Raw genomic sequence first — 12,381 nt, forward strand, 5'->3', positions numbered from 1 at the left:
TCTCCGGAAAGGATCCGGCTCAGGCGCTCAGGCGCTTGCGGCCGCGCGCACGGCGAGCGGCGAGAACCTTGCGGCCGCCGGCGGTGGCGAGACGGGCGCGGAAGCCGTGACGGCGCTTGCGCACCAGTTTGCTGGGTTGATAAGTCCGCTTCACGGGTAGTTCTCCGCTGACCGGGCAATTTGCCTGTTGGATTGAGATCAAGTCCGATGATGCGGGCCGGCCCAAACGGGCCATTTACGGCCCCAAATGAGCCGCCCCCGGGGATGCCGGGCCATCGCGGACAGTTGGCGCGGCTTATAAGGGAGCGACCTGTTTTCGTCAATGTCAGGGGCTGCCGTAGCGCGCGTTCTTTGAAACGTCGCAATTGGGGCGAATATATCTGTTTTCGCGGGGTTTTTAGGGGCGAGACGGCGGCGTGCCCGGACCATGGGAACCGCCGCACATTAGCGATCGGTAATTTGACCGGCCGGTGGCCCAAACGCATCCTCGGAATCACGCGGTAACCGACCTATATGGGCCAGGTTGGCCTTATCCGGCGGGCTCAAAGCAGAGATATCAAGGCAGATATTCGTGTCAGCGACCGACGACCAGCCGACTCTTCAAGCGCCGCGGCCTCCGTGCTCGCGCCGCCTCGGCCTGTCCGGCAAGCTTCTGCTGCTGACCATCCCCCTCGTGATGATCGCGCTGCTGATGATCTATGTGCCGTCGATCGCGAATTTCTGGACCAACCGGCTGAACGACCGCCTTGCTGCGGCCAACACCGCCGCCCTGGTGCTGGATGCGGCGCCGTTGGGGATGGTTCCGGACTCGCTGGCGCGGCAAATCCTGACCAGCGTCGGCGCGCGGGCGGTCGCCATCAAGATGGGGCAGCAGCGTCGGCTGCTCGCCAGCGCCGACCTGCCGGCGGCGATCGACCGCGACATCGACATGCGGACGCTGACGGTGTGGTCCGCGATCGTCGAGTCCTTTGAGACCATGCTGGATCGAGGCAACCAGACGATTCGAGTGGTGGGGCCGGCACCCGGCGGCGCGCAGTTCATCGAGGTCGTGGTCGATGAAAAGCCGTTGCGGCAGGCGATGTACCGGTTTTCCCGCAATCTGCTGGTGGTCGCGCTGGGGATCGCGATGCTCGCCGCGGGGCTGGTTTACCTCGCGCTGCATTATCTGTTCGTGCGCCCGATGCGGCGGCTGACGGCCAATCTCGTCGGCTTCCACGAAAACCCGGAAAGTGCGGCGCGCATCATCGTGCCGAGCCAGCGCGGCGACGAGATCGGCGTTGTCGAGCGCGAACTGTCCGACATGCAGCGCGACCTTGTCTCGATGTTGTCGCAGAAGAGCCGGCTCGCGGCGCTCGGGCTTGCGGTGTCGAAGATCAACCACGATCTGCGCAATCTACTGGCGTCCTCGCAATTGCTGTCCGATCAATTGGCCAGCGTGCCGGACCCGCGGGTGCAGCGCTTCGCGCCGAAGCTGATGCGCTCGCTGGAGCGCGCCATCGACTTCTGCCAGTCGACCCTTTCCTACGGCCGCGTCCAGGAAGCCGAGCCCGACCGCCGCATGATCCAGGTCGAGCCCGTGGTTACCGAGGTGCGCGAATCGGCCGGCCTCGCCGCCGACGCATCGATCACCTGGATCAGCGCGATCGAGCGCGGCCTCTCGATTGACGCGGATCCCGACCAGCTGTTCCGCGTGCTGCTCAATCTGGTGCGCAATGCGGCGCAGGCGCTGGAAAGCGCCAAGGGGGACGCCGCGACGCTGCAGATCCGCATCACCGGCCGCCGCGAGGGTTCGGTCGCCATCATCGAGGTGTCCGACACCGGTCCCGGCGTGCCGGCGAAGGCGCGCGAGCACCTGTTCGAGGCGTTCCAGACCTCGGGCCGCCCCGGCGGCAGCGGGCTCGGCCTTGCGATCGCGGCCGAACTGGTCCGTGCCCATGGCGGCGACATTCATCTGGTCGAAGGCACCATCGGCGCCACCTTCCGCGTCTCGATCCCCGACCGCCCGGTGGAACTGCAGAGCGTCCGCAACGAACGGGCGCGGGCGTAAGCTATTGGGTTTTAATGTCATTCCGGAGCGTTGCGCAGCATCGAACCCGGCATCTCGCGATGATGCGAGATGCCGATCCCGACGCCACGGCACCTGAAATTGCTAACCATCATTGGTCACGCAAAGCCCGTTTCCGGACCTTGCAAAGCGAGGCCGGAGCGGGTAGCTAAAGCGCTCTTTCGCGATCCTCCGAACCATATCGGATGCATCCGGGCCTAAAGCCCAAATGTGCAAGCGAAAAACGCGCCCGTAGCTCAGCTGGATAGAGCACCAGACTACGAATCTGGGGGTCAGGAGTTCGAATCTCTTCGGGCGCGCCACTTCGGTATAAAACTGCGAAACGCCAACGGCCGCCGATTCTACGCCAGCAGCGGCGACAAGTGACCGCAGCAGACCACCTCGACACGTTGCACAAGAAGTTCGATCTACCCCCGCTTGGTGCCGGATGCGGACGTGACGCTCCGCCTCTATCCGTATCCAGAACTCTATGCGCGTCATGCCCGGCTCGCCCGAACGCTCAGCCACGGATCATCGGGCCTTCCGATGTACCGGCGTACGTCGCTGACGATCCAGCCGGCGTCCGTGAGTGCGGACCGCAGGGCAGACTCGCGCCAGTACGTCTCAACGTAGCGCCGAGGCGCTGCAGCGCTGCCGTGTATGGTCACATCCTCGCCATCGCCGTCTCTAACCGAGGCGTGCAGTCGGCTACCGGTCCGGGTCGCGTCGGCAAGCCGTCCAAGCACCGTACCGAAATCCTCGCGCGCGATGTGAATCAGGCAGGCACAGGCCCAGATCCCGTCGTACGGCTTGTCGGGACGCTCCGGGTCGGCCAGGTCGTCGGTCAGCGGGTCCAACAGGTCGGCCTCGAAGCCACGCTCGCGAAGCAGTTCGACGAAGCCCTTCGAAACGTCGGTGCGTCGGACGCTGATCCCCCGCTTCTCAAGCTCAAGTGCATCTCGCCCGCCACCGCTTCCGATCTCCAGCACCCTGCCGGAGCCGCCCAACTCGGTCACGAACGCGTCGATCTCTGTCGCGACCCATTCGGGCATCGCCGCGGCTTCGGCAGCGTACTCCGCCGCGACCAAATCATAGGATCGGACGGTGTCTCGGTCGGTGCTCATCCTACCGTTCCTCCCTCGGACAAGAGACCCCGATGATCGAGACGCCCATCGGCCCGTTGCGTCCTTACACTTTTCGTAGTTGGTGACGTCGCGGGCGATTTGCTTCGCAGCCATAGCAGAAATTCGATCTGAATCACTACCAACCCCCGGGGCGTCCGACCCAACCGAGCCTTTGGTGACCTTAAGCCTTCTCGAAAGCAGACGTGAGGACCAGCGTGGAACTGGAGGCTGACGATGACGCGCGTCTTGATCACAGGGATGTCCGGCACGGGCAAGTCGGCCGTCGTTATCGAATTGGCGCGCCGAGGGTATCGTGCGATCGACCTTGATACTCCTGAGTGGTCGCATTGGGTCCTTGCGGATCCAGACGATGCCCTGACACCGGCCGATGGCCAGGATTGGGTCTGGCAGGAAGACCGTGTGCGGGAGCTCCTCTCGCGGAACGGGGAAGATTACCTCTTCGTCAGCGGCTGTGCCGAGAACATGGGAAAATTGTTCGATTTGATCGATACAATTGTCCTGCTGTCCGCACCGATCGACACGCTCATGCATCGGCTCGCGAAGCGGACGGCGAAGAGCTACGGCCACACCGCCGACGAACGTAGCAAGATCGCCCAACTTGTCGAGACAATCGAACCGTTGCTGCGACAGTCCGCTCACCATGAGATCGATACCGCACGGCCAGTCGGTGAAACAGTCGCAAAAATTCTAATACTGGTGGCGCCGGCGTAGCGGACGTACATGCCTGAGTCGGCTATGTCCACTTCGATGCGCTGAGCGAGCGTACGCAGGTGGTCGCGGCGGCAGCTGCCCTGTCCAATCCACATGTGCCTGCGGCTTTGGCTGGCGGCGAAGGCTTTTGCGCGCCTGCGGCGTGATGCTCGACCCGATCCGATCAAGCGTACGCCGGCCCACAGCGTCGGCGCGGGCCGCAGCTGAAGCGGTGGCATGCCCGCATGGTAATCGTGAGTCACAGGTCGATGTGTCAGATCGCATTTGAATCAATCACGTAAGAGATTTTCAAAAGCCGTCGTCTAGACAAACATCGGACAATTGAAATCGGGAGCGGCCAATGAGCGCAAAGCTCATCTTTCTTCTCGCGGGTCGCTAGTTGTGGGTGGCTGCAATCTCAGCTCCGACCCGACGGTCTTCCCCTATTCCAGGGATCAGGTCCAGGCGATGTTGGTGGACGCAAAGACCACCCTTCCGAGGCGCGACGGCCCAAAGGAGATGATAAAGATCTGGGGCGCCGGGCGCTCGTCGAAGGGCGTCAGATTGAATATGAGATATGCAAACTGGGCGCCCCTGTTGGAGTGCGAGGCCGTCATCACGGCGATCTCGCCCAAGGAAAGCCGTGTCGTTGCGGATTGCGGCAAAAGCACAAACAGCGACTCCGCATTGAGCCGCACGCAGAATAGTCTCCGCTCCCCGATGTTCGAGGAGCATATCGCGGCGACGCTCAACAAGCGCGCATTCAATCGAAGCACGGTCGACGCGAAGGAATCCGCGGCCGTGCTCACGAACCTCCCCGGCATGCAGCGCGAAGCATTGCAGATGAGCGTCGACGAGGCGCGGCGAATGGCTGCGGAGCGCGTCCGTTAAGCGGCCCAAAGCCCAATGTGCGCGCGAAAAACGCGCCCGTAGCTCAGCTGGATAGAGCACCAGACTATGAATCTGGGGGCAGGAGTTCGAATCTCTTCGGGCAGGCGCTGCGTTATCGCTATCGAGGCGCCCGCTACGGCTGCTCGCCCATCACGATGCAGTCCTGTCCCGCAGCCGTCATGGCCTTCAACTGAGCTAGCGTGGTCGGGAGCAGCTCGGGATGCGCGTTGAAGCGGAACCGGACGGTGTGCGGAAGCTGAAGCAACCGTGCGCCTTCATCGCTCAGTACAAGCTCGACATGGTCGAGGTGTCCAGCCAGCCTGATCACCTCACGGCTGTCGCAAGCCTGATCCTGGTCGGTGCGCTCGATATAGAGCAGGTCTTCGACCGGCAGCGGCCGGCGGCCGCTGCGCTGTCGGCCGCACGCAAAATGCAGGACGTCGAGCGGATCGCGCGCCGATGCGAAGCCGAGCGAGAGCACGAGGAGATCACCATTTTCGGTGAAGACCTCCTCGACTTCGAAGTCGTTGCGTTCAATGTCCAATTCAGCCAATCTCCTAAGCCGGCCTTGTCCTATCCTATCTCAAGCGGCATGATAGGAATCCAGTCATGACACAAGGCAACCTTCTTCCCACCCTCGACTGGTTCACGCTGCATGATTATTTCGCGGCCGACGGGCGGCGCGCGGATGGGAACGCCCCCCGAGAAACCGAGCGAACATTCTTCAAAAATGGGCGCGCGGGGTAGGAGCAGGGCCACGACGGACAATCATTTCCGCAGCGCGCTCCAGTCGATCCTTCAGGCCGAACTGGCACGGGGAAACCGGATTCGCTCGGCCGGTCCGTGGCCGCCCACTTGTCGTTTGTTGGTGTTGCTGGACCGCCCGTTCAGGCGGCGATATGCGCTTGCGCCCGGTGTGGGGTTCGAAAATCTGAACGACCCGCACTACTGGAAGGCCGAATACCGAGCCGAGGTCGAGCCCGGTGTCTGGGAATGCCTCGCATGCGGGTTCTGAGCGCGCCGCCCCGGGCTTCATAACGGCTCATAGCACGCCAAGTTTGACGCAATTCCCGCGCATTGTCGCACGACTTTTGCTGTTGACGCATGCCAGCTCATGCATTCGTTCAACTCGATTGCGGAGATATCATCGATGCGCTGGCTCACATCACTGCGACGGACCAGACTGGCGCGGCGTCTGGACAGCTATCCGCCGTACCGGGCGCCATTCCCAGGCGATAGTTTCAAGCTGAGCGTCGAACAGGCGCAGGCCAATCTCGACTACCTGCTGGCGCACCGCGCAGAGCGGCTGGCCGTGCTTGACGAATTGCTGGCGGAGGAGAATATCGACCTGCGCGCGGGCCTCGCTGCCGATGATTACACGCCGCTGCTCGACGCGCTCCACGGCTGGGCGAAAACGGCGTGGCCCGGCATTCACGACCGCAAGATCGCCTCGTCCAAGACCTGGCGTTCATCCACGCGCGAAGGACCTGAGATCGCGTACTCGCTGATAATGGATGTCGCCATCCTGCTCGGCGAGTTGATCGTCACCCGCAGGCCGCTATTCGTTTGGTCTCTGGATCTCGATCCCGAAAACGGCCCGGCGGGATCCGATCCCGTCTCGTTCGACGATGCGATGGACAGCTACAAGCGGCCGGTCGTGCAGATCCCGAAGGGCGGTCCATTTCCGACGATCATCCTCGATGTCGAAGACATCGTCGCCCACAAATATATGACGGCGCGAGAGTCGATGACGTGGGCGCTCAACGACTTCCATTATGTGGTCGATCAAGCCGTGAGCGGCGCCCATGAAGCGTACTGGGTCGCGGAGGCGCAGCGCGCAGCGGAATCCCGAAGCTGAGGCTCGGCGGTAGAGGCAAATTTCATCCGCGTGCATCGCTTTCGGTTGGATGCCATCCGTTGTGGCATCGTCATTGCATCGAAGCCGGGCATTGGCGCGCGGGCGATGATATGAAATGTTCCCGTGGCAGTAACTGGAAAGTCGATGTCGGAACAAAATACTGACGTCGCGGTGCTCGGGGCGGGCATCGTCGGCGTATCAACGGCCTATGCCGCGCGGCAGCGCGGGATGTCGGTCGTCCTGATTGACCGGCGCGAGCCGGGTAGCGAGATGGCAATGCCGGCATCATCAGCAGCGGCTCGGTATCGCCGCTCAATAATCCGTCGCTGTGGAAGTCGCTGCCGAAATATCTGGGCAACCGCCACGCAGCATTGCGCTGGAATCCGCTCTGGGCAGTTCGAAACGCGGGATGGGTCGCGCGTTTTCTGGCCAATTCGGCGGCCTCACGGCTAGAGCCCCGCGCGACCGCGCTGCATGGATTGATCGGTGCATCGGCCAGGCTGCACCGGGAATGGATCGTGAAGGCGGGCGCGGGGCATCGTATCCGCGAGACCGGCTGGCTCCGGGCGTGGCGCAGCGATGCGGTCGCATCGGCGAAGCAGGAGCAGGCGATGCTGGCCGATTACGGCATCGCCAGCGAATTGCTCGACCGCCAGGCCATCTCCGCGCTCGAGCCTGACATCGTGCCCGTCTACAAAACGGGCCTGCTGCACACAGAGACCACCTCGGTCGATTCGCCGGGCGCGGTGGTCAAGGCCTATGCGCTGATGTTCGCGGGCGCCGGCGGCGAAGTCAGGCAGGCGGAGATCAAGGCGATCATGCCCGCTGGCGATCGCTGGCGCGTGGTGCTGGCCGGCGGCGAGATTTCGGCGCGGCATGTGGTGGTCGCGCTGGGACCGTGGTCCGCGGACATCCTGCGGCCGCTCGGTTATCGCGTGCCGCTCGCCTTTGAGCGCGGCTATCACCGCGAATTCAAACCGAACCCGGCGCGTTCGTTGCGCCGTCCGATCTATGACATCGACGGCGGCTTCATCATGACCCCGATGGAGCAGGGCATCCGCGTCACTTCGGGCGTCGAACTGACCGACCGCGATGCGCCGTCCTCCTTCGCCCAGCTCGATCAGGTGGTGCCGCTGGCGCGCGGCGTGGCCGAATTCGGCGACCCCGTTGGCGAAGCATGGCGCGGCTCGCGGCCGACGCTGCCCGACAGCCTGCCGATGATCGGACCAGTCCCGCGGCATGCCGGCCTGTGGCTTGCCTTCGGCAACCAGCACATCGGCTTCACGACCGGTCCCGCGACCGGCGCGGCCATCGCCGCCATGATCGGCGGCACGCCCCCGTCTTACGACGTCGTCCCGTTCGCGCCGGGCCGTTACATTTCATGACGCCTCAAGACGCCGCTGGCGCAGCGTCGCTGCCCCGGCGGCGACCAGCATGAGGAAGCCGAGCACACCGCTCACCCCGGCGGTGATGAAGAACGGTTTCACTTCCGCGCCGGGGCTGAGGTCGAGCACGATCGGTGGCGATGCGACCGCGAGGTTGTTCTTGCGGAAGTGCTCTCTGACGGCCCCCGGAAGACCGTCACGCACCAGAACGCCCGGTTGCGTCGTCATCTGGAAGGCTGGCGTCCTCGGCGAGAGCATCAACATGCCGCCGCCACCGGGCGGCATATAGGCCGTCATGTTGGTCTTCATGAAATAGACGAGAGGCTGTCCCGGGCGCCAGGTCGGCGGCGTCAATGGAATGTAGCGGTCGAGCGTCGTCGTGCTGCCGGATTTGGTCCCGAACTCCACGATGTATTCGGTGCGCGCGATGCCGGTGATCGTCACATGGGTTGATCGCGGCGTGTCGCCCTTCGACAGATCGAGGCTCTCGACGTCGACCGCTTCCGTCGACTTCGTGTAACCGTACCAGCCGGCACCGGCCGCGACCGCTAGCGCCACGACACCCAGAAGAGCGAAAATCGCGGATGATCCGGCGCCCGAGCCGGCAGTGCGCAGTTGATCCTGCATGCCGGAAAGACTGACGAGCACGGCGGCTGGACTGAGCAGGACCAGGATCGTAACGATCAGGATGAGCCTCACCTGGTAGGAGCCGTAGTTCTCCAATTGCCACTCGGCGGCCAGCCGATACACCCCGGCGTACGCGTACCACTCATAGACAATGTAAGCGCTGGCTGCCGCGAAGTAGAACCAGATGCCCCATTTCAGTCCGGACTTCATCATTTCCTCCAATGCCAGCATAGGCTGCAAATGCGTGGCGCGACGCTTGGTCGGGATTGCGTCAATCCTGCGGTGCGGACTGAGACATATTTGGGACGTCGTAGAATAGGACGGATGAGTTGCGCTTTTTATTCCTTGCGGAGTCCGCGAAATGATCGGCCGCACCCGCCCGGCAGCATGAGGCCGAGCGCGCAAGCAGGGCACCGGCCAACTCGGACTCGTTCGCTGCCAATGAGCCCCGACGCCGCGCAGGCGGCGCCGTGCGGCGCCATCTCAGCTCGGATCGCTCGAAAAATGAGCGTCAGCCTTTCGAAAGGTCATGCAGGGAGGGTGCCGAACCCATGCGACATCTTGAGCCGGCGGGATCCCGATGCCGAATTGGTCCGGGAATGGCCAAGTTTCTCAATCAAGGAGATGCGAGAGGTTGCATTCTGCGTTGGCACACACATTGCAACCATCGCAACAGTCTGTCGTCGCGGCGGGAAGTCGTTGCAATCGTCTCTTGCAAGGGGCGACAGTTTGGTGACACTTGCGCTTGCTTCGCCGGCCTGAGAACGTGGGTGCGCTTGCCGGCGCTGGAGTTTGTTGATGTTGCGTCTGATCGCCCGGCGTCTTGCTCTCGGTGTGCTGGTCGCGCTGACCGTGATGACGCTTGCGTTCCTGCTGACGCGGCTGTCGGGCGATCTTGCGGTGTCGATCGCCGGCCCTTCGGCGACGCAGGCCGACGTCGAGATCGTGCGCAAGGCCTATGGCCTCGATCGCCCGCTCTATGTCCAGTTCTTCGCCTGGGTCGGCCGCGCCATGGTCGGCGATTTCGGCCAGAGCTATTTCTTCAAGGACAGCGTGGCCAACCTGATCCAGAAGCGCCTGCCGATCACGCTGACGCTCGGCCTTGTCGGCCTTAGCCTTGCCCTGGTCATCTCGCTGCCGCTCGGCATCCTGGCGGCGCTGCGCGAAAACACCTGGGTCGACCGCGGCGTCACCATGTTCACCATGGTCGGGCAGGCGGTCCCCAGCTTCTGGCTCGCATTGATCCTGATGATCGTGCTTGGCCTGCAACTCGGCGTGCTGCCGATCTCGGGCACCGGCACCTGGCAGCACTTTGTGATGCCGGGCATCGTGCTCGCCTTCACCGCCATCCCGGCGCTGACGCGGCTGACGCGCTCCGGCATGATCGAGGCAATGGCGTCGGATTACATTCGAACCGCGCGCGCGAAGGGCCTGTCGCGGGCGCGCATCATCTTCAAGCACGCGCTGCGCAACGCCGCCATTCCCGTGGTGTCGATTGCGGCCGTGCAACTCGGCTTCATGCTCGGCGGCTCGATCGTGATCGAAACCGTGTTCGCGCTGCATGGCGTCGGCTATCTCGGTTGGGAGAGCATCGCCAAGAACGACTTCCCCGTCGTGCAGGCGGTGGTGCTGGTGCTGGCCGTGTTCTACATCGGCCTCACGCTGCTGGCCGATATCCTCAATGCGCTGCTCGACCCAAGGCTCAGGACCGGATGAGCGAACCCGTTGCCATTCAGGCGCCGCAGCCTTCGGGCGTCGGTGCGTCGCGCATCGGTACCGCGGGCTTTGCGATCGGCATCGCCATCGTCGGGGTCGTCCTGTTTGCCGCGCTGTTCGGCAACGCGCTGGTGCCGGCTGATCCGTTCACCCAGGATCTCGGCAACCGCCTCAAGCCACCGTTCTGGATGGAAGGCACCCAGGCGGGCCATTGGCTCGGCACCGACCAGCTCGGGCGCGACTATCTGGCGCGGCTGGTCTATGGCGCGCGCATTTCGCTCCTGATCGGCATCATGACGGTCATCACGTCGGGCCTGATCGGCATCACGCTCGGCGTGCTCGGCGGTTTCTTCGGCGGCCGCGTCGATGATTTCGTGTTGTTCGCCATCACCACGCGATTGTCCATCCCCGTCGTGCTGGTTGCGCTTGCGGTGGTCGGGCTGATGGGATCGGGCCTCGGGCTCGTCGTCGCCACCCTTGGCCTGCTGTTGTGGGACCGCTTCGCCGTGGTGGCGCGCGCCACCACCATGCAGGTCCGCAACAACGACTATGTCAGCGCCGCTTGGTGCGCCGGCGCCTCGAAACCGCATATCCTGATCAAGGAGATTTTGCCTAATATCGCGAGCCATCTCGCCGTGGTGGCGACGCTGGAGATGGCGCTGGCGATTTTGCTCGAAGCGGCGCTGTCGTTCCTGGGGCTCGGCGTGCCGCCGCCGTTGCCGTCCTGGGGGCTGATGATCGCCGAGGGCAAGGATTACATGTTCTTTTCGCCGTGGGTGATCATGATTCCCGGCGTCGCGCTGTTCATTCTGGTGCTCGGCATCAATCTGGTCGGCGACGGCCTGCGCAATCTGCTCGGTTCGGAGCGGCTCCGATGAGCGCGCTTCTGGATATCGAAGGGCTCGAGGTGACGTTCGGCCGCACTGCGGCGGTGCGCGGCGCCTCGTTCCGGGTCGAGCGGGGCGAGACCCATTGCCTGGTCGGTGAATCCGGCTGCGGCAAATCGGTGAGCGCGCTTGCGGTGATGAGCCTGCTCGCCCGCGGCGGCCAGCGCTCGGCGAAGAAGATGCGCTTTGCCGGCACCGATCTCACCTCGTTGTCGGACCGCGAGATGGCGCGCATCCGCGGCAATCGCATGGCGATGATCTTCCAGGAACCGATGACCAGCCTCAACCCGGCCTTCACCATTGGCTCGCAGATGGCGGAGGTGATGACGCGTCACAAGGGCGGCTCGCGCGCGGCCGCGCTCGACCGCGCCGCCGAACTGATGGCCCGCGTCGGCATCACCGCGCCCGGCATGCGGCTAGGTCAGTTTCCGCACCAGCTTTCGGGCGGCCTGCGCCAGCGCGTGATGATCGCGATGGCGCTGATGTGCGATCCCGAACTGTTGATCGCCGACGAGCCGACCACCGCGCTCGATGTCACCGTGCAAGCGCAGATCCTGCGGCTGCTGGCCGGTCTCAAGCGCGAGCTTGGCCTCTCGATCCTGCTGATCACCCATGACCTCGGCATCGTCGCCCGCGTCGCCGATCATGTGTCCGTCATGTACGCCGGCGAGGTGGTCGAGCGCGCGCCGACCGCCGAATTGTTCCGCGCGCCGCAACATCCCTACACGCGCGGCCTGCTGTCCTGCGTGCCGGTGCCGGGCCGGGTGCAGCGCGACCGGCCGCTCGGCTCGATCCCGGGCGTGGTGCCGGCGGTCGGCGCGGGCTTTGCCGGTTGCGCGTTCCGCTCGCGCTGTGCACATGCCGACGAGACATGCACGCGCGCGATACCACGGCGGCAGGCGGGCGACGCGCATGATTATCTTTGCCGGCTTGAGCCGGACTGGGCGGAGCCGCAACCCGCATGACCGCCGCGATCGAGGTTCAGGATTTACGCTGCGAGTTCCGCGTGCGCACCGGCCTGATGTCGCAGGAAAAGCGCGTGATCGCGGTCGACAACGTCACGTTCAGCGTGCCGGCCGGCAGCGTGCTCGGCGTCGTCGGCGAGTCCGGCTGCGGCAAGTCCACGCTGGCGCGCCTG

15 protein-coding genes and 2 tRNA genes are annotated in these 12,381 nt (G+C 64.2%); 13 read left to right on the plus strand and 4 right to left on the minus strand.

Features of this window, described 5'->3' with window-relative positions:
- Nucleotides 1-19: 19 nt before the first annotated feature.
- A complete protein-coding gene (gene rpmH, locus CQ12_RS34400; RefSeq protein ID WP_008542748.1) occupies nt 20-154 on the minus strand; it encodes a 50S ribosomal protein L34 in 135 nt (44 codons plus the stop codon).
- A gap of 417 nt (nt 155-571) precedes the next feature.
- Between rpmH and CQ12_RS34405 the strand changes: the two genes are divergently transcribed.
- Nucleotides 572-2,047, plus strand: coding sequence for an ATP-binding protein (locus CQ12_RS34405; RefSeq protein ID WP_057839706.1), 1,476 nt, complete (start codon nt 572-574; stop codon nt 2,045-2,047).
- Between the two features lie 243 nt (nt 2,048-2,290).
- Nucleotides 2,291-2,367 (plus strand) — tRNA-Arg (locus CQ12_RS34410).
- A gap of 174 nt (nt 2,368-2,541) precedes the next feature.
- Here the strand turns inward: CQ12_RS34410 and CQ12_RS34415 are convergent.
- Nucleotides 2,542-3,168 (minus strand): class I SAM-dependent methyltransferase, encoded by a 627-nt coding sequence (locus tag CQ12_RS34415; protein WP_057839742.1) that lies wholly within the window; start codon nt 3,166-3,168, stop codon nt 2,542-2,544.
- A 234-nt stretch (nt 3,169-3,402) separates the two neighbouring features.
- On the opposite strand from CQ12_RS34415, the gene CQ12_RS34420 reads away from it, so the two are divergent.
- The 3 genes from CQ12_RS34420 (at nt 3,403) to CQ12_RS34430 (ending at nt 4,879) form a co-directional block, all read left to right on the plus strand.
- A complete protein-coding gene (locus CQ12_RS34420; RefSeq protein WP_057839707.1) occupies nt 3,403-3,900 on the plus strand; it encodes an AAA family ATPase in 498 nt (165 codons plus the stop codon).
- Between the two features lie 321 nt (nt 3,901-4,221).
- Complete coding sequence (locus CQ12_RS44475; RefSeq protein WP_157088647.1) at nt 4,222-4,770, plus strand: hypothetical protein; 549 nt, start codon at nt 4,222-4,224, stop codon at nt 4,768-4,770.
- 32 nt (nt 4,771-4,802) lie between these two features.
- Nucleotides 4,803-4,879 (plus strand) — tRNA-His (locus CQ12_RS34430).
- A 24-nt stretch (nt 4,880-4,903) separates the two neighbouring features.
- Here the strand turns inward: CQ12_RS34430 and CQ12_RS34435 are convergent.
- Complete coding sequence (locus CQ12_RS34435) at nt 4,904-5,314, minus strand: hypothetical protein (RefSeq protein ID WP_057839709.1); 411 nt, start codon at nt 5,312-5,314, stop codon at nt 4,904-4,906.
- Between the two features lie 65 nt (nt 5,315-5,379).
- On the opposite strand from CQ12_RS34435, the gene CQ12_RS44480 reads away from it, so the two are divergent.
- From CQ12_RS44480 to CQ12_RS34450, 4 genes are all read left to right on the plus strand, one after another.
- The gene (locus CQ12_RS44480; RefSeq protein ID WP_157088648.1) at nt 5,380-5,517 is read left to right on the plus strand and encodes a hypothetical protein; all 138 of its coding nucleotides are present in this window, start codon (nt 5,380-5,382) and stop codon (nt 5,515-5,517) included.
- Nucleotides 5,518-5,920: 403 nt separating this feature from the next.
- On the plus strand, nt 5,921-6,628 hold the full coding sequence (locus CQ12_RS34445; protein ID WP_157088649.1) for a hypothetical protein: 708 nt from the start codon (nt 5,921-5,923) through the stop codon (nt 6,626-6,628).
- Nucleotides 6,629-6,772: 144 nt separating this feature from the next.
- The gene (locus CQ12_RS47330; protein WP_283807434.1) at nt 6,773-7,081 is read left to right on the plus strand and encodes an FAD-dependent oxidoreductase; all 309 of its coding nucleotides are present in this window, start codon (nt 6,773-6,775) and stop codon (nt 7,079-7,081) included.
- A complete protein-coding gene (locus CQ12_RS34450; RefSeq protein ID WP_283807435.1) occupies nt 7,000-8,013 on the plus strand; it encodes an NAD(P)/FAD-dependent oxidoreductase in 1,014 nt (337 codons plus the stop codon). Before CQ12_RS47330 ends, CQ12_RS34450 begins: the two co-directional genes overlap by 82 nt.
- On the opposite strand, the gene CQ12_RS34455 is transcribed toward CQ12_RS34450, so the two are convergent.
- Complete coding sequence (locus CQ12_RS34455; protein WP_157088650.1) at nt 8,008-8,850, minus strand: hypothetical protein; 843 nt, start codon at nt 8,848-8,850, stop codon at nt 8,008-8,010. The two genes, CQ12_RS34450 and CQ12_RS34455, sit on opposite strands and share 6 nt — an antisense overlap.
- Nucleotides 8,851-9,438: 588 nt before the next feature.
- Here CQ12_RS34455 and CQ12_RS34460 point away from each other — a divergent pair.
- From CQ12_RS34460 to CQ12_RS47815, 4 genes are all read left to right on the plus strand, one after another.
- Nucleotides 9,439-10,356 (plus strand): ABC transporter permease, encoded by a 918-nt coding sequence (locus tag CQ12_RS34460; RefSeq protein ID WP_057839713.1) that lies wholly within the window; start codon nt 9,439-9,441, stop codon nt 10,354-10,356.
- A complete protein-coding gene (locus CQ12_RS34465; protein ID WP_057839714.1) occupies nt 10,353-11,234 on the plus strand; it encodes an ABC transporter permease in 882 nt (293 codons plus the stop codon). Before CQ12_RS34460 ends, CQ12_RS34465 begins: the two co-directional genes overlap by 4 nt.
- Nucleotides 11,231-12,208 (plus strand): ABC transporter ATP-binding protein, encoded by a 978-nt coding sequence (locus CQ12_RS34470; protein ID WP_057839715.1) that lies wholly within the window; start codon nt 11,231-11,233, stop codon nt 12,206-12,208. Before CQ12_RS34465 ends, CQ12_RS34470 begins: the two co-directional genes overlap by 4 nt.
- A gap of 56 nt (nt 12,209-12,264) precedes the next feature.
- Nucleotides 12,265-12,381 (plus strand): ATP-binding cassette domain-containing protein (locus CQ12_RS47815; RefSeq protein WP_430642292.1); only part of this gene is annotated, 117 nt, incomplete at its 3' end.

It is taken from the genome of Bradyrhizobium jicamae (assembly GCF_001440395.1).
Lineage (GTDB): Bacteria > Pseudomonadota > Alphaproteobacteria > Rhizobiales > Xanthobacteraceae > Bradyrhizobium > Bradyrhizobium jicamae.